Source organism: Bradyrhizobium sp. SRS-191, assembly GCF_024586915.1.
Lineage (GTDB): Bacteria > Pseudomonadota > Alphaproteobacteria > Rhizobiales > Xanthobacteraceae > Bradyrhizobium.
The window spans coordinates 96958-117492 of the sequence record NZ_JANBVS010000020.1; the positions used below are offsets into that span (position 1 = coordinate 96958).

18 protein-coding genes are annotated in these 20535 nt (G+C 64.0%); 11 read left to right on the forward strand and 7 right to left on the reverse strand.

Annotated features, from left to right (window positions below; genetic code table 11):
* The first annotated feature begins 108 nt into the window (after positions 1-108).
* The 7 genes from NLR35_RS28250 to NLR35_RS28280 all read left to right on the forward strand — a co-directional run bounded on the left by NLR35_RS28250 (position 109) and on the right by NLR35_RS28280 (position 8081).
* A complete protein-coding gene (locus tag NLR35_RS28250) occupies positions 109-1779 on the forward strand; it encodes an aromatic/alkene/methane monooxygenase hydroxylase/oxygenase subunit alpha (RefSeq protein WP_257169818.1) in 1671 nt (556 codons plus the stop codon).
* 72 nt (positions 1780-1851) lie between these two features.
* Positions 1852-2916: a 2Fe-2S iron-sulfur cluster-binding protein gene (locus NLR35_RS28255; protein WP_257169819.1), complete on the forward strand. Its 1065-nt coding sequence runs from the start codon at positions 1852-1854 to the stop codon at positions 2914-2916.
* 48 nt (positions 2917-2964) lie between these two features.
* A complete protein-coding gene (locus NLR35_RS28260) occupies positions 2965-4059 on the forward strand; it encodes an aromatic/alkene monooxygenase hydroxylase subunit beta (RefSeq protein WP_257169820.1) in 1095 nt (364 codons plus the stop codon).
* 45 nt (positions 4060-4104) lie between these two features.
* Positions 4105-4458: an MmoB/DmpM family protein gene (locus NLR35_RS28265; RefSeq protein ID WP_257169821.1), complete on the forward strand. Its 354-nt coding sequence runs from the start codon at positions 4105-4107 to the stop codon at positions 4456-4458.
* Between the two features lie 107 nt (positions 4459-4565).
* Positions 4566-5603, forward strand: a complete 1038-nt coding sequence (locus tag NLR35_RS28270; protein ID WP_257169822.1) for an amidohydrolase family protein — start codon at positions 4566-4568, stop codon at positions 5601-5603.
* Positions 5604-5608: 5 nt separating this feature from the next.
* On the forward strand, positions 5609-6382 hold the full coding sequence (locus NLR35_RS28275; protein WP_257169823.1) for a metal-sulfur cluster assembly factor: 774 nt from the start codon (positions 5609-5611) through the stop codon (positions 6380-6382).
* 70 nt (positions 6383-6452) lie between these two features.
* Entirely contained in the window at positions 6453-8081 is a 1629-nt protein-coding gene (locus tag NLR35_RS28280; RefSeq protein WP_257169824.1) for a molecular chaperone GroEL, read from the forward strand.
* A gap of 96 nt (positions 8082-8177) precedes the next feature.
* Here NLR35_RS28280 and NLR35_RS28285 read toward each other — a convergent pair whose 3' ends face one another.
* Positions 8178-10097 carry a sigma-54-dependent Fis family transcriptional regulator gene (locus NLR35_RS28285; protein ID WP_257169825.1) on the reverse strand — a complete coding sequence of 640 codons (1920 nt, stop codon included), beginning with the start codon at positions 10095-10097 and terminating at the stop codon, positions 8178-8180.
* An 817-nt stretch (positions 10098-10914) separates the two neighbouring features.
* On the opposite strand from NLR35_RS28285, the gene NLR35_RS28290 reads away from it, so the two are divergent.
* Positions 10915-11598, forward strand: coding sequence for a hypothetical protein (locus tag NLR35_RS28290; protein ID WP_257169826.1), 684 nt, complete (start codon positions 10915-10917; stop codon positions 11596-11598).
* Positions 11599-11678: 80 nt separating this feature from the next.
* On the opposite strand, the gene NLR35_RS28295 is transcribed toward NLR35_RS28290, so the two are convergent.
* Entirely contained in the window at positions 11679-12443 is a 765-nt protein-coding gene (locus tag NLR35_RS28295) for a hypothetical protein (protein WP_257169827.1), read from the reverse strand.
* 382 nt (positions 12444-12825) lie between these two features.
* Here NLR35_RS28295 and NLR35_RS28300 point away from each other — a divergent pair, with 382 nt between their 5' ends.
* A complete protein-coding gene (locus NLR35_RS28300) occupies positions 12826-13956 on the forward strand; it encodes a sterol desaturase family protein (protein WP_257169828.1) in 1131 nt (376 codons plus the stop codon).
* Positions 13957-14126: 170 nt separating this feature from the next.
* On the opposite strand, the gene NLR35_RS28305 is transcribed toward NLR35_RS28300, so the two are convergent.
* Positions 14127-15101 (reverse strand): hypothetical protein, encoded by a 975-nt coding sequence (locus NLR35_RS28305; RefSeq protein WP_257169829.1) that lies wholly within the window; start codon positions 15099-15101, stop codon positions 14127-14129.
* 397 nt (positions 15102-15498) lie between these two features.
* Complete coding sequence (locus NLR35_RS28310) at positions 15499-15660, reverse strand: hypothetical protein (RefSeq protein WP_257169830.1); 162 nt, start codon at positions 15658-15660, stop codon at positions 15499-15501.
* Positions 15661-15908: 248 nt separating this feature from the next.
* Between NLR35_RS28310 and NLR35_RS28315 the strand changes: the two genes are divergently transcribed.
* Positions 15909-16274: a hypothetical protein gene (locus NLR35_RS28315; protein ID WP_257169831.1), complete on the forward strand. Its 366-nt coding sequence runs from the start codon at positions 15909-15911 to the stop codon at positions 16272-16274.
* 198 nt (positions 16275-16472) lie between these two features.
* Positions 16473-17372: an NAD(P)-dependent oxidoreductase gene (locus NLR35_RS28320; RefSeq protein ID WP_257169832.1), complete on the forward strand. Its 900-nt coding sequence runs from the start codon at positions 16473-16475 to the stop codon at positions 17370-17372.
* A gap of 122 nt (positions 17373-17494) precedes the next feature.
* On the opposite strand, the gene NLR35_RS28325 is transcribed toward NLR35_RS28320, so the two are convergent.
* Genes NLR35_RS28325 through NLR35_RS28335 form a run of 3 tightly spaced genes read right to left on the reverse strand, consistent with a single transcriptional unit; the run spans position 17495 to position 20510 of the window.
* Positions 17495-18274: an ABC transporter permease gene (locus NLR35_RS28325; protein WP_257169833.1), complete on the reverse strand. Its 780-nt coding sequence runs from the start codon at positions 18272-18274 to the stop codon at positions 17495-17497.
* Positions 18271-19380: an ABC transporter permease gene (locus tag NLR35_RS28330; protein ID WP_257169859.1), complete on the reverse strand. Its 1110-nt coding sequence runs from the start codon at positions 19378-19380 to the stop codon at positions 18271-18273. The genes NLR35_RS28325 and NLR35_RS28330 overlap by 4 nt, the downstream gene beginning before the upstream one ends.
* 35 nt (positions 19381-19415) lie before the next feature.
* Positions 19416-20510 carry an ABC transporter ATP-binding protein gene (locus tag NLR35_RS28335; protein ID WP_257169834.1) on the reverse strand — a complete coding sequence of 365 codons (1095 nt, stop codon included), beginning with the start codon at positions 20508-20510 and terminating at the stop codon, positions 19416-19418.
* Positions 20511-20535 lie beyond the last annotated feature (25 nt).

Below are 20535 nucleotides of genomic sequence, written 5' to 3' on the forward strand. Positions count from 1 at the left end.
GACGTGAATTTGCAGGAGACCTCGTGGGAGCCGCTCGTCGCAGCTCCTTCGATCCGACGACCAAGGCCTGAATTCAAGAAGCTGATGCAACGTTCAAAGGAGAAGGAAATGTCTGCAAGTCTGACGCTCAATAAGATTACGGCCCAGAAGGGCATCACGATTGCCGAGGCAGCCAACCGCGTCGCGGACCTGGGCTGGACGCCCAGTTACGTCCAGGAAGCGATGACGTTCCCGACCGACTACAAGATTTCGAAGACTCCCCGCGACCCGATGAAGCAGGTGCTGCGTTCCTACTTCCCGATGCAGGAAGAGAAGGACAACCGCGTCTACGGCGCGCTCGACGCGGCGCTCCGCGGCGACATGTTCCGCAATGTCGAGCCGCGCTGGGTCGAGTGGATGAAGCTGTTCCTGGCCATCATCCCGTTCCCGGAAATCTCGGCGGCGCGCTCGATGGCGATGGTCGGCCGGCTGGCGCCGGGCGAGGAGCTGCGCACCGGCTTCACGATGCAGATGGTCGACGAATTCCGTCACTCGACGATCCAGATGAACCTCAAGAAATGGTACATGGAGAACTACATCGATCCGGCCGGGTTCGACATCACCGAGGCGGCGTTCGGCAAGTGCTACGCCACCACGATCGGCCGCCAGTTCGCCGAGGGCTTCCTGACCGGCGACGCGATCACCGCCGCCAACGTCTACCTGACGGTGGTCGCCGAGACCGCGTTCACCAACACGCTGTTCGTGGCGATGCCGTCGGAGGCCGCCCGCAACGGCGACTATGCGTTGCCGACCGTGTTCCTGTCGGTGCAGTCGGATGAATCCCGCCACATCGGCAACGGCCATTCGATGCTGATGGCGATGATCAACGATCCCTCGAACCACCAGCTGCTCGAGCGCGACCTGAAATACGCATTCTGGCAGAACCACGCCATCGTCGACGCCGCGATCGGCACCTTCATCGAATACGGCACCACCAACCGCGACAAGAACAAGGAATCCTATGCGGAGCTCTGGCACCGCTGGATCTATGAAGACTATTACCGCACCTACATGCTGCCGCTCGAGAAGTACGGCATCAAGATCCACCATGACGACGTCGCCGCTGCCTGGGACCGTATCGTCAAGAAGAACTACGTCCACAAGACCGCGCAGTTCTTCGCGGTCGGCTGGTCGGCGAACTTCTGGCGCATCGAGGCCCAGACCGAGAAGGACTTCGAGTGGTTCGAGCACAAGTACCCCGGCTGGTACGCCGAGTTCGGCGACTTCTGGAAGTGGTATGCGAAGCTGAGCGTGCCGGGCGAGACCAACATCCTGTTCAACAGCGACGTCGGCTACGTCTATCCGCATCGCTGCTGGAGCTGCATGGTGCCTTGCCTGATCCGCGAGGACTTCGTCTGCGACGAGGTCGACGGCAAGATCTACACCTACTGCTCGGAAGGCTGCCGCTGGACCCACAAGGTGGCGTTTGCCGCCGAGTATGAAGGCCGCGCCACGCCGGCGATGGGCCGCTTCAGCGGCCGCCGTGAATGGGAAGACTGTTACCACGGCTGGGACATCGCCGATGCCATCAAGGATCTCGGCTTCGTCCGTCCGGACGGCAAGACCCTGACGGCGCAGCCGCATCTGCGGTTCGACGCCAAGGACATGTGGACGCTCGATCACGTGCGCGGCCACCAGCTCGGCAGCCCGCTGCGCGGCTTCCGTGCGCTGTCGCCGATCGAGCGCGAGGTCGCGGTCGCCGATTATCGCAAGGGCTTCACCATCAATCCTTGCCATTGACGATGCGAGCGCAGGGGGCCGGTTCGCCGGCTCCCTGCGATCATCTGCCGGAGTTCGCTGGGGAGGTTGTCGATGTCGGTTGGGTCCAAGGCTGTCGTGACGGATGTGCAGGTCCACAAGGTGCGCTTCGAGCCCGTGGGGATCGAGATGGAGGTCGAGGAGGGGGAGACCGTGCTCGATGCGGCGTTCCGCCAGGGCATCTCGCTGATGCATGGCTGCAAGGAGGGCCAGTGCGGCAGCTGCAAGTCGAAGCTGGTCGACGGCGACATCGAGCTCATGAAATACTCGACCTTCGCGCTGCCGGATTACGAGAGCGAGAACGGCCATGTTCTGCTGTGCCGGACCCACGCCTATAGCGACGTCAGCTTTGAGCTCCTGAACTACGACGAGGACATGCTGCGGCGATCGATCGCGGTCAAGACGTTTCGCGGCCGCGTCGCGGCGATCACGGCGCTGACCGCCGACATTCGTCTGCTGGAGATCGAGATCGACAAGCCGATGAAGTTCTGGGCCGGTCAATATGTCGATCTGACGATCGACGACGGCCGCATCACCCGCGCGTTCTCGATGGCGAATGCGCCCGGCGAAAGCACGCGACTGAGCTTCATCATCAAGAAATATCCGAACGGCGCGTTCTCCTCGCAGCTCGATGGTGGGCTCGAGGTCGGCAGCGTCGTGATGGCCAAGGGCCCCTATGGCACCTGCTTCCGGCGCGAGGAGCGGTCCGGCCCGATGCTGCTGATCGGCGGCGGCTCCGGGATGTCGCCGCTGTGGTCGATCCTGGCCGATCACATTGCGAGTGGGGAGCAGCGGCCGATCCGCTTCTTCTACGGCGCCCGTACCAGGGCGGACCTGTTCTATCTCGACGAGATCGCGGCGATCGGCCGGCAGCTCCCGGATTTCAAGTTCATCCCGGCGCTGTCCCATGCCACGCCCGATGACCATTGGGAAGGCGAGACCGGCTTCGTGCACGAGGTCGTCGCGCGCCACCTGAAGCAGGAGAGCCTGGCGGGCGCGATCGACGCCTATGCCTGCGGTCCGACGCCGATGATCGACGCGGTGCTGCCGGTGCTGCAGGTCAACGGCGTCGAGCCGGACCACATCTATTTCGACAAGTTTACGCCGGCGGTGCGATGACGGCGCTCGGACATCGTCGCAACACAACCACAAAAGAGGGAGGTCGCCATGAGTGCACAAGCAAGCGCAGCCACTGCAGAGCCGTCAGTCGTCAAATCCGGTGCCGCGGGATCGGCCGTGTTTCCAGGATCCGACAGCCGCAAATATAACTACTTCGAGCCGAAGGGGCGCAAGGCGACCCACTACGAGGACATGACGGTCGACGTCCAGCCGGATCCCGAGCGCTATCTGCTGCAGGACTGGATCATCTCCTTCCCCGACGGCACGCCGACCTACAGCAAGGACTGGACCGCGGCGAAGAGCTCCAACTGGCACAAGTTCCGCGCCGTCGACCAGGAATGGGAGCGGACGCACTATCAGCGGCAGTCGACGATCTGCGGCATGGTGCAGAACACCATCGAGAACGGCCGCAAGTCCGGCGCGCCCGCGCGCTTCGACCCCGCCTGGGTGAAGATCCTGCAGAACCACCTCGGCGCCTACAAGCATGCCGAGTTCGGCCTGGGCACCTCGACGATGCAGGCGCAGCGCTATGGCTACACCCAGATGGTCAACAACGCCATCCTGACCAACTCGTCCTACAAGCTGCGCTTCGCCCAGGACATCACGCTGTATCTCAGCGAGATCGCGCTCGACATCCCCGGCTTCGACGTCAATGCCGGCAAGCAGCATTGGCTGGAGGATCCGATCTGGCAGGGCGTGCGCAAGTCGATCGAGTCGGTGATGGGCTCGAACGACTATCTCGAGCAGTATTTCGCGACCAACGCGGTGTTCGAGCCCCTGGTCGGCGAGCTGTTCCGGTCCGGCTTCCTGATGCAGGCCGCGTCGGCGCAGAACGACTTCATCACGCCGGCCGTCGTCTCCGCGGCGGAGGCCGACTACGAGCGCAACCTGGCCAACACGGTCGAGCTGTTCCACATCCTCGGCACCGATGCTCAGCATGCGGCCCATAACATCGCGCTGTTCAACAAGTGGCTGGCCAAGCATGCCGAGCTCGCGCTCGACGCCGCCAACCACCTGCAGCCGATCTGGTCGCAGCCGCGCGTCAAGGTCGTGAGCTTCAGTGACGCGCTCGCGCAGGCCAAGAACCGGATCAGGGGAATCGCCTCCGAGCTCGGCCTGACGGTGCCGGCCAGCCTGTCCTAGCCGAACTCAGCTTGTTTCACTCAATTTGTCAGGGGAGTCACCACGATGCAGGAAGCCGACACCATCTTCAAATCGATGAAGGACATCAAGTTCGAGGACACCGTGTCCCATCAATGCGGGGTCACGATGAACGACAGCGTCGAGGCGCGCGCCATTGCCGATGTGATGAGCCGCCATGACCATATCACCGTGACCTACATGCCGGCGATGATCCGCATCGACGGCATCGGCAAGATGGAATTCAAGATGGACGAGATCTCCGAGGAGCTCGGCCGCGAGATGACGCCGCATCTGTTCGAGATCGCGACGTCGACTCATTACGGGCGGATGGTCATGATCGACGACAACACCGTGATGCTGTTCGGCGACATGAACGAGATGATGAAATACATCGTCTGAGCAGGATTGCGCAGGACGCCCGGCCGGCCTCGCGCCGACCGGGCCAACCTGGCTCTGCCATCAATGGCGGGCCTCATAACAGTCAATCTGGGAGCGGGAGACACGCCATGTACAGGACGGCCGACGGCAAAGAGATTTTCGTGATCGACGGGCACACCCATTTCTGGGACGGCAGCCCGGCCAACCAGAAGAACATCCACGGCAAGCAGTTCATCGACTGCTTCTACGCCTATCACGCCAACCTCAGCCCGCCGTCGGAGAAGTGGGAGAAGGAGAAGTTCGAGAAATACGACGCCAAGACCATGTTCGACGACCTGTTCGTGTCGGGCTATGACGACATGGCGATCCTGCAGCCGACCTATCTGACCGATTTTTACAAGAACGGCTTCAACACCACCGAACGCAACGCGGCAATGAAGAAGAGCCATCCGGATCGCTTCATCCTCAACGGTGCGTTCGATCCGCGCGACGGAGCCAAGGGCCTGGAGGACCTGCACGCTCTGGCGGAAAAGTACAAGCTGCAGGGCGTGAAGCTCTACACCGCCGAATGGCGCGGCGAGTCCAAGGGCTACAAGCTGTCCGACAAGGACTCCTACAAATATCTTGAGGCGGCGCAGAAGCTCGGCATCAAGAACGTCCACGTCCACAAGGGCCCGACGATCATTCCCCTCAACCGTGATGCGTTCGATGTTGCCGACATCGATGACGTCGCGACCTCGTTCCAGGATCTCAACTTCATCGTCGAGCATTGCGGGCTGCCGCGGCTGGACGATTTCTGCTGGATCGCGACCCAGGAGACCAACGTCTATGCCGGCATCGCCGTGGCGCTGCCGTTCATCCATTCGCGGCCCGGCTATTTCGCCCATGTGATGTCGGAGCTCTTGTTCTGGCTCGGGCCGGACAAGATCCTCTATGGCAGCGATTACGGCATCTGGACGCCGAAATGGCTGATCGACAAGTTCATGGCGTTCGAGATTCCAGAGGACCTGACCAAGGAGACCGGATCGGTGCTGACCCTGGAGAACAAGACCAAGATCCTCGGTCTCAACGCCGCGCGGCTCTACGGCATCGATGTCGAGGCCCAGAAGCAGAAGATCAGGGCCGGCGGCGGCTACGCACATCTCGCCGAACCCGTGCCGGCGTGAACGCCATGAGCGGAGATGTCGCAACGCGCCTGCCGGAACGGGACCGGCAGGCGGAGCATAGGCAGGCCGAGATCTGGGCTCGTCTGCAAAGCGTGATGGATCCGGAGCTCGACGAGTCCGTCGTCGACCTCAACTTCGTCAGCCGCGTTGATGTGGATTCGGCCAACCGCGTCCACATCGCGTTCCGGCTGCCGACCTATTGGTGTGCGGCCAACTTCTCCTTCCTGATGGCGGACGACATGCGCCGCGCGGTGGCGGCGCTCGACTGGGTGACGGGCGTCAGCGTGGTGCTCGGCGAGCACATGTACGCCGACACGATCAATGCCGGGCTGGCGCAGGGCCTGTCGTTCCAGGAGACGTTCGGCGTCGAGGCCGATGGCGACCTGGAGGATCTGCGGCGGACGTTCCTCGTCAAGGCGTTTCAGCGCCGGCAGGTCGCCTTGCTAAGCCACCTCACCGCCACCGGGCATTCGCCCGAGATGCTCACGACGCTCACCGTGTTGGAGCTGCGTGGCCTGCCGGTCGATGACGAGGGCGACCGGCTGAGGCGGCGCTATCTCGAGCGGCGCGACGTCGTGGCGGACGCGGGCGACGAGATGCCGGCCTTCGTCGACGCCGCGGGATTGCCGCTCGGCGCCGAGCGCTTCGCCGGCTACGTCGCGGGACTGCGCCGTGTCGGCATCAACGCGGAGTTCAACAGCGCGCTGTGCCGCGGCCTGCTGTCGGTGCGGTTCGATCTGGAGACGCCGTTCATTCCGAAAGCACGCGCCTCGGCCTGATCGGCCGGGGGACAACGAAAAATCGCGCCGGCCAACCGGTGCACGACCAGGCCAGAGGGAGGTTGAGACCATGCCGAAGATCATGCTGCATGACGAGGCGGCGCGGGCCGCCTTGGGACGAGGCGTTGCCAAGCTCGCCAAGGCGGTGCGCGGCACCCTGGGTCCGAAGGGAATGAACGCCATCATGGACCGCCCGATCGGGACGCCGATCGTGTCGCGCGACGGCGTCAGCATCGCCGCCGAGATCGAGCTGGAATGTCCGTTCGAGAACATCGGCGCGCAGGTGCTGCGCGAGGTCTCCAAGCAGACCAACGACACTGCGGGCGATGGTACAACCACGGCGACGGTGCTCGCCGACGTGCTGGTGCAGGACGGGCTGAAATGCCTCGCGGCCGGCGCCAATCCGGTGGAGCTCGTCGAAGGGCTCGAGCTCGCGGTCGCCGAGACCATCAAGAACCTGAAGCGCTCCGCGATCGCCCTGCAGGGCTCGGCCGGCCTGCGCGCGGTCGCGAGCATCGCCGCCAATGATGTCGCGCTCGGCGACATGGTCGCAGAAGCGTTCGAGCGCGCCGGCACGCACGGCATCGTCGCAGTCGAATATGGCAGCACGGTCCAGACGACGCTCGAGGTCGTCGAAGGCATGGCGTTCGAGCGTGGCTACCTCTCGCATCACATGGTGACGGATGTGGAGCGCATGCAGGTCGTGCTCGACAACCCGTTCATCCTGATGACCGACCACAAGATTCAGAGCGGCGAGCAACTGACCGGCGTGATCTCGCTGGTCGAGAAGAGCGGCCGGCCCTTGCTGATCATCGCCGAGGAGGTCGCGCCGGTCGTGATCATGCAGCTCCTGGCGCGCCGCGAGAAGAGCAACTTCAAGGTCGCCGCGATCCACCCGCCGGAGTTCGGCCATTGGCGCAAGGCCATGCTCGAGGACATCGCGATCACGACGGGCGGCCGCGTGATCTCGGCCGACCTCGGCGGCCGGCTGGAGAAGGCGGAGTTGCAGGATCTCGGTGCCGCCCGCCAGGTGCGGATCTCCGCGTCCAAAACCCTGATCACGGCGGGCGCCGGCGATCCGGACAGGATTGCCGCCCGCCGCGCGCAGGTGATGCGGCAATATGAGGCGGCGCCGGAGAATATCGAGCGCGACAAGTTCCAGGAGCGCATCGCCAAGCTTTCCGGCGGCACGGCGATGATCCTTGCCGGCGGCGCCACGCCGGTCGAGCAGAAGCGCCGCACGCAATTGATCGAGGACGCGATCAATGCGACGCGGGCGGCGATCGAGGAGGGCATCGTTCCCGGCGGCGGCTTCGCGCTGCTGAAGGCGGCGCCGAAGCTCGACGAGCTGATCAACGGGCTGGACGGCAGCACGCGGCAGGGCGCCGAGCTATTGCAGCGTTCGCTGAGCCGGCCGCTGTTCCACATCGCGTCGAACGCAGGCCTCGATGCCGAGGCGGAGGTCAGCAAGGTGGCGAAGGGCGCCAACGGTCATGGCCTCGACGCACGCAACGGCGGATCGGTCGATCTGGTCAAGGCCGGCATCGTCGATCCGGTCAAGGTCTGCTACAGCGCGGTGCGCAACGCTGCCTCCGTGGCCGGGCTGATCCTGACGACGCAGACATTGATCGCGAAGAAGCCGGACGACTACGATCCGACCGCCGGCCCGGCCTTGGGCGGGGGCGCTGAGCTGCTGTAAGTCCGGGCGGCTTGCGTGTGATGGGCCGGGCGCCTCTGCCCGGCTCAGGCGGCGGACGCCGCGGCAGAAGTCTCTGCATCGCCAGGCGCCGATGATTCAAGGCCGCGGCTGTCCGAGCGCGCGATAGATCGTATTCCTGGAGACGCCGAGACGGCGCGCGGTCTCGCTGACGTTTCCATTGGTCTCCGCGTAGACCATCAGGATGCGGGCGCGCTGGACGTCGTGCAGCGATCCAGCGTCCGCCTCCGCCGGCGACGGCCGGGCGACCACCTGGCCGATCATCGCGTCGACACAGGCCTCGTCGATCAGCCCGTTGGAGACGCCGAGCGTCAGCCGCGCCAGCATGTTGCCGAGCTCGCGGATGTTGCCGTGCCAATGGTTCGGCGCCAGCCGCGCCAGCGCTCCGGCCGTGATGGCGCAGCCGGGATCGATCTTGTGCAGCAACTGGCGGGCAATGGCGTCGAAATCGCAGCGCTCGCGCAGCCGCGGCAGCCGCACTTCGAGCGTGTTGAGGCGATACAGCAGGTCGGAGCGGAAGCGCCCGTCGGCGATCGCCTTGTCGAGCGCGGCGTTGGTTGCCGACACCAGGAACACATCGACCTTGTAGGCCGCGCCGCCGACCGGCCGCACCGTCCAGTCGTCGAGCAGGCGCAGCAGCACGCCCTGCAGCGCCACCGGCATGTCGCCGATCTCGTCGAGAAACAGCGTGCCGCCGTCGGCCTCCTTGACCAGACCGGTCGCGCCTCCGGAGCGCGCGCCGGTGAAGGCCCCGTCGGCATAGCCGAACAGCTCGGCCTCGATCAGGCTGTCCGGGAGGGCGGCGCAGTTGACCGCGACGAAGGAGCCGGAGCGGCCGCTGGCGGCGTGGGCATGGCGCGCCAGCTGCTCCTTGCCGGTGCCGGTCTCGCCGCGGATCAGGATCGGCATCTTGCGCGCCGCCGCGGCCTCGACCCGCCGCACGATCGCCTGCACGTTCGGGTCCTCGGCGACGAAACGGGGGCTCTTGTTGTTGGCCGGCTTCGCTTCAGGTTGCGCGGGCCGCGAAGGGGCGGCCGCGTCGCGCCCGCGCATCGCCACGGCGCCGCGCTCTCCGGGAGCGCGGCGCCTTGCATGCATCACGACGATGGCGCCGACGCCCGTGCTGCCGTTCTTGACCAGCTCGAAGCTCGCATGGGGCAGGATCTCCCTGAGCTTCGCCGGCCAGTCCTCGAACGCGACCGTCTTCAGGAAGCGCGTCGGGGCGTCGCCGTCGGTGTTGAGGCCGTTGTCCTTCATGGCTCTCAGCCCGCGCTCGGTCGCATGCAGGATGGCGCCGCGGCGATCGAGCAGGATGCATTCCTCGGTCGCCCAGGTGGCGCGCTTGGCGATGAAATCGCACAGCAGCTGCTCCTTGTCCTGTCGCGCCAGCTGCGCCAGCACGCTCTCGACGTGGTGGCCGACCGCGACCGCCAGCGCCAGGCTCTGCGGATTGAACGTGCTGGCCGGGCCGGAGATGTCGACCACGCCGAGCAGCTCGCCATCGTTCGGATCGTGCACGGGAACGGCGGCGCAGGTCCAGCGCTGGACCTCGGTGCAGAAATGCTCGGCGCCGTGAATCTGCACGGGGCATGAATCGGCCAAAGCCGCGCCGATCGCATTGGTGCCGATATCGGCCTCGCTCCACCGCCCGCCATGCTCGAGATGCACTGCGCGACCGGCATCGATGACCCTGGCATCGCCCTGTGTGTCGATGATCAGGCCGGTCGGATCGGTGAGGATCATGATCGAGCCGGCTTCGCTCAGGAACGTCTTGGAGTTTTGCAGTGCGCAACGCGCGGCTTGGCGAAGCGCGGCATGTTTGGCGCGCTGACGAAACAGTTCAGCCTCGGCGACGAGCGGCGCCTTCTGGCGATCGACCGTGATGCTATGCTGCCGCGACCGCTGCCACGACGCGGCCACCGTTGATCTCACGTCACCAGACAAGGTGCCGCGCTCGACGAATTTCTGCCATGCGGCCCGTACGTCCCGTTGGTCCATTCCGGTTCCTCCAACGTGTCGATGCCCGCTGCCCGCGTCGCCTCGCGATCAAACGCCTGCTGCTGATGTCTCGTCCTGGCTCACCGGCCACGCATCAGCCGCAATCGTCGAATCGCCGGGGCGTTTCGAACCTGATACCTCCAAAATGTCGGAAAACAGCTACGCGTACGATAACGCGGGCGACGAGCTCGGCCCGTCAACCACCTTGCTCGCGTTTCACATCCCCGACGTTCCAGCGCTTCGTGGACGCTGGTAACGCCTGACTTTATACGCGTTGGTGAATGGCGCAAAGCCGAACTCATCGCGTTGTCGATCAATCATGCGACAATTTGAACGCGCATCGCATCTGTTCCGTCCAGATGCGTTGACACGCACGACATTGAATGCCGGCAACCAACGACATCGCCTCGATCATCAAGACGTCTGTTCCGCCCCAGTGTGCGATGCGGGATAAGATCAGATATGTCGTGGGCCCCACGTCATCGCGGGCTACTCGCAAAATTGGAGCCTGGAGAAGGAGCCTGGGACGCTCCGCACGCGCAGGACGAGGAGGCCTGATCCCAATCCGAACGGATCGCCAGATCACCCGCTTTTTCGAAAGCTCGATCCGTCCAGACGCTCTTCAGATTCGACAAGCTTTATGCCGGTCTCTTGTAGGACGGCGTGGCCGTGATCGAAAGAGCCGAGGCGGTTGACGAGAACTGAGATGAACCGTTGGGGCTGTTTCATCTGTGCACGCCAGGGCAGGGTTGTCGCCCTCTGATCCATTGCAGTTTGGCGGGGATCATCTCTCGGATGCTTGTGATATAGGTCGACGATGACGAAGAAATTCGCCGCGGCGGAACATCAGGCATCGCTCGATAGCAATTTCCCTTATCTCGAGCGAGACGCTGAGCCTCCCGGGCGCTGGGTTCCTAACTCACCGAGGGGGAAGCGATGGGAGGGGCAAGCACACTGGAGCACGCGCCACGGCGATGCGGTCGTGCGTTGGGGCCTCGGCGAGCCAGTCAGAATCGACTTCGCACTGTATCCCGACCGAACGCGGGGCGTTGTGGAGCAGAACGGCTATGGCGGATGGCGGCGCCTAGCCAGGAACGCTCGAAACTGGATTCACGGAACCGTTCAGATCAGGGCGGACGACGTGACATTCAGCGACGGAGAACAACCCGTCTACCATCCGCCTCCGCTGACCTCTGTCCCAAGTCTCGAGGCCGATCTCGCTCGCGACACAGCATTTCTCAAAGCGCTGCAGGATGACGGCTTCGCCGGTGCGACGTACGATGTTTTGAAACAGCATCGGTTCTATAAGGACAAAATGTGCGGCTGGCTTGGCGGCGGGGGAGATGCAGCGGGCCTCGTCGCGGACCTCCGAGGGTTGGGCGAGTCCTTCCAGGATTGGCATCCGTGGGGTGGCATTCACAATGAAGCCCGCCTGCGTTCAGTCCATGAGCATTTGGCTCGCATCGGCTGGCGAGTTGAAGGAGAGAACGATCAGGAATGATCGGGAGCAGCCGATGAGACTCGAGGTCGGCTCCTAACCCATCGCGGACCTGACTGACAGCACCTGGACTAGCGTGGCGATCACTTGTTCAGGACCCATCTGCCGTTGAGCAATGTGACCTCAGCGGGGTGTGTCACCATCGCCGAGCCCCCGTTCTCATGAACGGTCACATTCAGCAAGAGGCGTTCGTCGCCATCCCAACGGACGAACTCCCAATTTTCGTACTCCGCCGGCCTGTAATGTATGGACGGTCCACTCGGGTTCATATCCGCAGGGAGAATGTCAAAGCCATTGTTCGCATCGCTCGGGCCGTCGATTGCGTTGACTGAGGCCAACCATCTCTTGCTGGGTGAATAGCCCGGAGGCGCGACAATCCTCCGCTTCCGACCATCGCGCTGGCTGATCAAAAACCAAGCGTCGCTTTCATAGCCCTGGTCGTGAACCAGGAATAATCTGCTCTTCGGAAAATAGTCGTACAGTGAGAAGAGTTCGCACGTATCCGGATGTCGCTCGCAATTGGGCTTGTCTTTGAACGATTTGACCTTGCCATTGTCGAGCTTCAGTTGAAGACCGGCTGCCCGCCGCACGACGGCTCCGGTCGTTTGCATGATGCAGGCGCGTTCGCTGTCTGGTGAGAATTGATCGCCGTCAACCCGTGTGGCCTTCAGCTTGTCATCGAGAATTACGTCGGGATGTTTGCACACTCCATCACGCGGTTCCGCCGAGAAGCAGGTGTAGCCCTCAGGGCAAGGAGTTCCAGGGAGAAATTCTGCGTATGCCTCAGGCGCGCAGCACAGCAGGACCAAAGCAGGAAGAAGTGCAATTCTGAAAGTGCTCGAAGCCATTCGCCGGATACTCCGTGGGAGCCCTTTACCTTAACAGGCCCAAGCCAATCTGCTCCAGCCGTCCGGCCGGTCTCGTTGGGCGTTTTACTGTCCAGATTTGGCGGACCGATCGTATTTTGGCTTGTGGTCGGCTTGCAGTCTTTCCCAGTGGGCGTACTGCTTGCGATCATTTACGCGGCCCATTTTGTCCTGTCGAACCAGATCATGAGCTGAAGAAGGCGAGGGGTAGCCTAGCAAGATGTTCGGTTCTGGCCCAAAGCGCACTTTGACTTCCAGGAATTTTAACGCTTATGAGACATCTCAGTACCCTGGGTGTTGGATTTGAGAGAACTCAGGCGCGCCCATGCTGGGGGGCCTGAGACTCGCTGTTGGGAGACCGTCGATGGCTCAAGAGAATTCGCGGCCGCGGATCGGTGAAGGGCGCATCGGCAGCTCTCTCTGCGCTGCGATCGGCGTGCTCAGCGTCGCTGCGGTGCTCTGCCTGCGCTATCCTGCCTTTCTCACGACGCCTGAGCTGCGCGTCCATTACGACGTCGAGCTGCTCCGCCTCACGCTCGCGATCGCCATGGTCGTCGGCGCCTGGCTCGGCGTCGTCGGGATCGTGCTGGGCGGCCCGCGAGCGCCCGCTGCCATCGGTCTGAGCGGGCTTTTCCTGGCCACGCTGCTCGGCGGGCCTTATGTGCCGACACCGGATTTTCTCCAGCCGCGCTTCTATTTCGGCCTCGACTGGCTGGTGCTCGATCTGTTCTTCACCGGCGCGGCATTCGTGCTGCTCGAGTGGATCTTCCCGCGGGTGCGGCCGGAGCAGGGGCCGCTCAGCCCGGGCTGGAAGCTCGATCTCGCTTATTTCGGCGTCAACCATTTGCTGATCGGCATCTTCCTGGTGGTCTCGACGCATTTCGCGCATGACTATTTCGCCTGGGCGATCAGTCCGTGGCTGCAGGCCCATGTCGTGGCCCTGCCGGCGATCGTCCGCTTCGTGCTGGTGATCCTGGCGGCCGATGCGGTCGAATACGTCTCCCACCGCGCCTATCACGAGGTGCCGTGGCTGTGGCGGATCCATGCGGTGCATCATTCGCCGGAGCACATGGACTGGCTGTCGGGATCGCGGCTGCATTTCTTCGAGCCGTTGGCAACCCGCGCCCTGGTGCTCGTGCCGATCGTCCTGCTCGGCTTCCCGCAGGACACGATCTTCGCCTATCTCATCTTCATCTCCGTGCAATCGGTGCTGATCCATTCGAACATCAAGATGGATGTCGGCTGGCTGCGCTACGTCATCGTCACCCCGCAATTCCATCATTGGCACCACGCGTCGGACGCCGAGGCCCTCGACAAGAACTACGCGGCTCACACGCCGCTGTTCGACATGCTGGGCGGCACCTGGCACCTGCCCAAGGACCGCTGGCCGGTCAAATACGGCACGGTGAAGCCGATCCCCGGCGGCATGCTCGGCCAGTTCGTGCACCCGTTTGTCGGTCCGGTGAAGGAATTTCTCGAACATCGGGACTCGTGACGGGGCGCATGCCGCTGTCGCCGGCATGAGCGTCGCCTCGCGACGAGCGCCGCGGCCATCTTTGGAACGCTAGCAGGAGGCAACGGGATTGGTCTGTGGTCGCCGTTTTCGACCCGGACCAGACTTCGACACCAACTGAGCTCTCGCAGAAGCCGGCCTGGTTCGCCTCGCTACGGGAGGCGGTGAACTTCGAATGACCCCATCACGTCAAGAATACGCTGCTGCATGCCCTGCCAATCGGGTACGTCCTGCGGCCGATGACGGAAATAGAAGTCCCGCCCCTTGTTGATGAAACGGTGCTGACAGGACTTCGGAAAAGCCTCCGACGGCTCGCCGCAGCTAATCACCGTGGTGTTGATGCGGCTTCCTGCCAGCGACTCGTCGGCGTAGAGATGATAGCGAAATCCGACGTACTGTTTGCCGTCCCTGCCATGAGTGACGCTCTTGGTCTTCGCGAGGCCATGTTCCGTTCCCCGCTCGACGATCGTCTCGCCGGGATCCGCTTTCATGATGCTCAACACCCACTCCGGATTCCATTCGACGAAGACCCAGTTGCTGTCACGCTCGCCCGGTGCCAGATCGCTCCAACGGCGCTCGAGCGGACGAAAGTCGGGTGCGGTCGTCGCCAACAATAGGGTCGGGCGCCTCCCGCCACGCCACTGGGGCTGCCACATGCTTGGAATAAGATAAGTCTCGCCGGTGGAATACCTGATGTAGTTGCTGTCGGACGGTGATCCGGGGAAAAGCGCGAGCCGCTTACGACCGAAGTCACGGGCCGGCTCGCAAGTCAATGCCGGCCGACCATGTTCGATTCGCTCGTTGAGCACGCCCGGTACGAACGCATGGCGACGATATGACCAATGGTAGAGGCGTGGATCGGCAGACTCGCCGACGACGAGAATGGCGTGGTGCTGCATGTAAAGTGGACCGTCGCGCTTCGCCCGCGTTGTGAAGATCGACAGGTCGAGCCAGGAGCGGGCGGGCCGATAGTCGTCAGTCCCGTCAGATATCTGGATACAAAAAGGCTCAGATCCTGCGATCTCTTCAGCACCATGAGCGACGAGGAAAGCTGTCACGGCACCTGCAGCGACGAAGAGCGAGATCACAACCAAGATCAGACCGACAAGCTTTCGTGGCGAAATCACTCTCAGTCCTTGGCCCGCGCACAGCTTCGAACTGCGACATCAGAAGTCGCGTGTGAGATCGGCGCAAGCGTTGCTTTTCGGAAAATTCGGCAGCGCTCCGGGCGGTCGCATGCGGATTTTTACTTGTTTGTCCGCCTTTCGGAGCCCGCAAAGAATCGCCTCCGGCCCATCTCCGACCTCTCCGCCTACCCCGGTCGTTCCAGGTGATGGGCTCGTGATGATGGTCACCCAGGGTCTCTCCGGAAGCAATCGGCAGGGGCAGGCGACCCTCGATCTGCTGACCAACTTCGTTCTCCCGCCAGAGGTGCGCGTCGAAGGTCCTCGCTGATGGCTTGCTGCCATCACCCATGTCCGGCTCGCGCTGAAGCTCCGCGCGGCTGCGCGGCACGTCGCCTGGTCAGAACAGGCCGGGACTGAGATCAAGTCCGTAGGTCAGCGTCAGCGCCGCCACCAGCAAGACTGCGGCAGCGGCCAGCAGGAGCTGTTTGAGCAGCGCGTCTGAAATGCCGTTTGATGAATCAGAAAGGGCCTTGGAAATAGCTTTGGCCAGAGTCGTCATTTGCGACCTCGATCTCGCCCAATATGGACTAGGTCGCGCGAGCAGGCCCAAAGGTTCAACGCAGCCGGGGCGCCGTTGGGCGCAGAGTCTGCGCGAGCCCGGTGTCGCCCGCTGCTGCCTTGTTCGCGAACGGCAACGGCGCCGGTCAGTATGCTCGTTGGGGTTGACGTGAATCAATGCCCTGCGGACACAATTCCAATCTGTTCTACGACCGTCTCGACCTGAGACGATGACAGCCGGAAAAAGGCGTGTTCGAGACTGAAGCGGCTCCGCGTCTGCTCGGATCGTTCTCGCAGGCGGGTGGACAACACGCGCGGGCGAACACCGATATTGCTCGACGAAGCGTCGGGTCGGCTAGGCAGTGCCGGCGAACAGCAAGGAGAGTTGAAATGAAAGCATTTGGATCGATCGTCGCGGGATTGCTTGCCTTCATGTCGGCCGCATCGATGGCGCCCGTCGAAGCCGCGAGCGGATGCGTCGAGGTGTGCCAGGCCGAGAACAGGCGCGACGTGAAACTCTGCAATTACCCAAGAAAGGAGATCGAAGAGGTGACGCGATGCCTGGCGACGGCGCGTTCGAATTTCGATGCCTGCAAGCAGGCGTGCGGCAAGTAGCAGGGCGGCGCAGCTTGCGGCTGGCCCCGCGGAGAGGTCCCGCCGGTTGGATCGTTCGGCCGGCGCTCTCGGAACGACGCAAGCAGGGGGCCTGCTTGGGCCCGAAAGTGAGGTGCGTCGCTCAGGTTCCTGTGGAGACCTCGCGAGGAAAACTGATAGAACCGACCGGTCGACGCACTCACGAGGATGGCAAGACCAATGACAACAAAGCGCGTGGTGTTCACTGGGGGAACCGGCAAGGTGGGACGGCATGTGCTGCCGCATCTGCAAGCCAAGGGGTATGAGCTGCTCAATGTCGATCTCAAGCCGTTCGATCATCCCGGCATCAATACGCTGGTCGCCGATCTCGCCGACAGCGGCCAGGCGTTCAACGCGCTGACGACGCATTACGGCTTTGGCGGCTTCAATGCCGGCCGGCCGGCGCAGGCGCCGGATGCCGTGGTGCATTTCGCCGCGATCCCGCGGGTGCTGATCGAGCCCGACAACGAGACCTTCCGGATCAACACCATCTCGACCTACAATGTGATCGAGGCTGCGGCCAAGCTCGGCGTCCGCAAGATCATCATCGCCTCCAGCGAGACCACCTATGGCGTCTGCTTCGCCGAGGGCGACAAGGACTTCCATCGCTTCCCGCTCGAGGAGGACTACGACATCGACCCGATGGATTCCTACGGGCTGTCGAAGGTCGTCAACGAGAAGACCGCGCGGGCGTTTGCGATGCGCTACGGCATCGACATCTATGCCTTGCGCATCGGCAACGTCATCGAGCCGCACGAATACGACATGTTCCCGCGCTTCCTCGCCGACCCGCCGTCGCGCAAGCGCAACGCGTGGTCGTATATCGATGCCCGCGACCTCGGCGAGATCGTGCATCTGGCGATCGAGAAGGACGGTCTCGGCTTCCAGGTGTTCAACGCCGTCAACGACACGGTGACGGCCAATATCCCGACGCGCGAGCTGCTGCGGCGCTATTGCCCCAACGTGCCGGTCACCCGCGAGCTCGGCGAGCAGGAGGCGCCGCTGTCGAACCGCAAGACGCGCGAAGTGCTCGGGTTCAAGGAGGCGCACAACTGGCGGAAGTATGTGAAGGCGGGGTAGGCGACGAGGAGGGCGGATTGGCGCAGCGTAGTCCGCCTTCCGCCGTCTGCGGCTATTGCTGTTCATGGGTCATTCGTGTGCGGAGCGGCGGATTACGCTGCGCTAATCCGCCCTACGGACCGTCACGCCATCTGCCGCCGGATCGCCAGCATCGCGAGCGACAGCACGATCGTGCCGAGGATGAACACGGCGGCCGCCGAGACGATCGCCGGGCTGATGTTCTCGCGGATGGTGGCGAACATCTGCCGGGCCAGGGTGCGCTGGTTGGGGCCGGCGACGAACAGGGTCAGCACGACCTCGTCGAGCGAGGTGGCGAACGCGAACAGCGCGCCGGAGATGATGCCCGGCAGCGCGATCGGCAGCGTCACCGCGAACAGCACCGTCGCCGGCGCAGCGCCGAGGCTGGCGGCGGCTTGCTCCAGCCTGATGTCCACGCCCTGCAAGGCCGAGGAGACGTTGACCAGCACGAATGGCACGGCGACCACCGTGTGGGCGATGATGACGCCGAGATAGGTGTTGGTGAGGCCGTAGCGCGCGAACATCAGCTGCATGCCGACGCCGAGCACCACGGCGGGCACTACCATCGGCAGCAGGAACACCGTGCGCAGCGTGGAGACCAGCAGCGTGGCTCGCCTGCCGCGCAGGCCGAGCGCGGCGAGCGTCCCGAGCAAAGTGGCGAGTACCGTGGTGCCGGAGCCGATCAGCAGGCTGTTGACGATCGATAGCCGCCAGGAGTCCGCGGTGACGAGCTCCCTGAACCAGCGTGTTGAATAGCCTGGTATGGGATAGTTGAGGAAGACGCTGTCGGTTAGCGACAGCGGCAGCACGGCGACCAGCGGCCCTAGCAGGAAGATCACGACGAGCGCCGCGAAGACGGCCTTGAGGATCGGCAGCGGCCTCATGCGCGCTGCTCCTCGACCGTCAGGCGCATGTAAATGGCGTAGAGCAGGATCGTCATCGCCAGCAACACCAGGCCGAGTGCGCCCGCCATGCCCCAGTTCGCCGCGCCGGTCGCGTAATAGGCGATGACGGACGAGATCATCTGGTCGTTGGCGCCGCCGATCAGCGCGGGCGTGATGTAATAGCCCAGCGCCGCCATGAACACGAGCAGCGCGCCGGAGACGACGCCGCGCATCGACAGCGGCAGCAGCACGTGGAAAAAGGCGCGCAACGGGTGGGCGCCGAGCGAGGCTGCGGCCGGCATCAGATTGCGCGGGATCGCGATCAGCACGCTGAAGATCGGCAGCACCATGAACGGCAGCAGCACATGGGTCATCGCGATGACCACGCCGAGCCGGTTGAACATCAGCGGGACCGGGCCCGCGGTGAGGCCAAGCCCTTTCAAGGTCGCGTTGATCAGGCCGTTGTCCTGGAGCACGACGTACCAGGCGGCGGTGCGCACCAGCAGCGAGGTCCATAGCGGCAGCAGCACGGCGCCGAGCAGCACTTGCCGGCGCCAGCCCTCGACCGAGGCTGCGACCATCGCATAGGGCAGGCCGATCAGGATGCAGGCGAGCGTGACCAGCGCCGAGGTGACGAAGGTCCGGATCATGATCAGCCGGTTGGCCGAGGCGCCCTCGGGCATCGCTGCGATACCGCCGGATGCATTGCGCTCGAGATCGACGGCGGCAAGCAGGTTCTTGTCGGTCCAGGGCGAGGCGACGGCTTCGGCGATGGTCACCCAATAGGAGGTTTCGCCCCAGCGCGCGTCGACACTCGCGAGATCAGTCGCGCCGTTGCCGTCGAGCGCGCGGCGGGTCTTGCCGAGCAGGCTGCGGAAGCCGGATTGCGCGCTGTTGAGGCGGCGGACGAGGTCGCCGAACTGCTCGTCGTTCTTCAGCGCGCGAATGTCGTCAGCGAAGGCGGCTTGGGCAGACGCAGGCGGCGCGCCGGTGCGGTCCCAGCCGGACAGCGCGCGTGCCGTGCGCGGCAGCGCCTCGGTCGCGACCGGATCAGATACCGCCGACTTCATCATCGTCACCAGCGGCACGACGAAGAACGACAGCATGAACGCCAGCAGCGGTGCGAGCAGCAGGGCTGCCTTCAGGCGGAGGCTGAGGTCTGGTCGCATGATCCCACCACCCAGACATCCGATGCCGCAAAGGACAGCGCGACCTCGCGCCCGACCTCCGCCGCCTCGCTCATGCGGTCACCCTTGATGATCAGCCGCTGCTCGCCGACGGAGGCGACGAGGCGCATGTGATCGCCGAAATAGACGGCGTCCAGGACCCGCGCTGTCAGGCGGTTGGCCGTCGCCGCGGCATGATCGTTGATCCGGATCGCCTCGGGGCGGATCGACACGCGCACCTTGCCACCGTCGACGCGGCCCGTGCCGGCATGCGCCGACAGCGAGAGCCCGGACTCCGTGGTCAGATGCACCGCCTCGCCAACCTGGGAGTCGACCTTGCACGACAGCAGGTTCGTCTCGCCGATGAACTCGGCGACGAACGGGGTGCGCGGCAGCTCGTAGATCTCGCGCGGCGGGCCGATCTGCTCGATCCTGCCGTGGTTGAACACGGCGATGCGGTCGGACATCGTCAACGCCTCGTCCTGGTCGTGCGTCACGAACACGATGGTGAGGCCGAGCCGGCGGTGCAGGTCGCGGATGTCGAGCTGCATCTGCTCGCGCAGCTTCTTGTCGAGCGCGCCGAGGGGCTCGTCCATCAGCACCACCTGCGGCTCGAACACCAGCGCACGCGCCAGCGCGACGCGCTGCTGCTGGCCGCCGGAGAGCTGCGCCGGCTTGCGATCGGCCATGGCGGAGAGCTTGACCATGTCGAGCACGCGCGCGACGCGCGTCGCAATCTCCGCCTTGGGCGCGTTGCGCATCTTCAAGGGGAAGGCGATGTTGTCGCGCACGCTCATATGCGGAAACAGCGCGTAGTTCTGGAACACCACGCCCATGTTGCGCTTGTGCGGCGGCAGCCCGTCGACCCTGACGCCGTCGACCGTGATCGTGCCGCTCGTCGCCTGCTCGAAGCCGGCGAGCATCATCAACAGCGTGGTCTTGCCGGAGCCGGAAGGGCCGAGCAGGGCGATGAACTCGCCGCGCGCAATGTCGAGATCGAGATGGTCGACGACGGTCAGCGGGCCGAAGCGCTTGACCACCTGCCGGAACGAGATGAAGGGGGTGTCCATGACCAAGGCTTTCGGCGCAGATCAC

What these genes read in the sequence shown, in the direction of transcription:
- NLR35_RS28250 (WP_257169818.1), top strand. Translation starts at nt 109, where the DNA reads ATGTCTGCAAGTCTGACGCTCAATAAGATTACGGCCCAGAAGGGCATC.
- NLR35_RS28255 (WP_257169819.1), top strand. Translation starts at nt 1,852, where the DNA reads ATGTCGGTTGGGTCCAAGGCTGTCGTGACGGATGTGCAGGTCCACAAG.
- NLR35_RS28260 (WP_257169820.1), top strand. Translation starts at nt 2,965, where the DNA reads ATGAGTGCACAAGCAAGCGCAGCCACTGCAGAGCCGTCAGTCGTCAAA.
- NLR35_RS28265 (WP_257169821.1), top strand. Translation starts at nt 4,105, where the DNA reads ATGCAGGAAGCCGACACCATCTTCAAATCGATGAAGGACATCAAGTTC.
- NLR35_RS28270 (WP_257169822.1), top strand. Translation starts at nt 4,566, where the DNA reads ATGTACAGGACGGCCGACGGCAAAGAGATTTTCGTGATCGACGGGCAC.
- NLR35_RS28275 (WP_257169823.1), top strand. Translation starts at nt 5,609, where the DNA reads ATGAGCGGAGATGTCGCAACGCGCCTGCCGGAACGGGACCGGCAGGCG.
- NLR35_RS28280 (WP_257169824.1), top strand. Translation starts at nt 6,453, where the DNA reads ATGCCGAAGATCATGCTGCATGACGAGGCGGCGCGGGCCGCCTTGGGA.
- NLR35_RS28285 (WP_257169825.1), bottom strand. Translation starts at nt 10,097, where the DNA reads ATGGACCAACGGGACGTACGGGCCGCATGGCAGAAATTCGTCGAGCGC.
- NLR35_RS28290 (WP_257169826.1), top strand. Translation starts at nt 10,915, where the DNA reads ATGACGAAGAAATTCGCCGCGGCGGAACATCAGGCATCGCTCGATAGC.
- NLR35_RS28295 (WP_257169827.1), bottom strand. Translation starts at nt 12,443, where the DNA reads ATGGCTTCGAGCACTTTCAGAATTGCACTTCTTCCTGCTTTGGTCCTG.
- NLR35_RS28300 (WP_257169828.1), top strand. Translation starts at nt 12,826, where the DNA reads ATGGCTCAAGAGAATTCGCGGCCGCGGATCGGTGAAGGGCGCATCGGC.
- NLR35_RS28310 (WP_257169830.1), bottom strand. Translation starts at nt 15,660, where the DNA reads ATGACGACTCTGGCCAAAGCTATTTCCAAGGCCCTTTCTGATTCATCA.
- NLR35_RS28320 (WP_257169832.1), top strand. Translation starts at nt 16,473, where the DNA reads ATGACAACAAAGCGCGTGGTGTTCACTGGGGGAACCGGCAAGGTGGGA.
- NLR35_RS28325 (WP_257169833.1), bottom strand. Translation starts at nt 18,274, where the DNA reads ATGAGGCCGCTGCCGATCCTCAAGGCCGTCTTCGCGGCGCTCGTCGTG.
- NLR35_RS28330 (WP_257169859.1), bottom strand. Translation starts at nt 19,380, where the DNA reads ATGCTGTCGTTCTTCGTCGTGCCGCTGGTGACGATGATGAAGTCGGCG.
- NLR35_RS28335 (WP_257169834.1), bottom strand. Translation starts at nt 20,510, where the DNA reads ATGGACACCCCCTTCATCTCGTTCCGGCAGGTGGTCAAGCGCTTCGGC.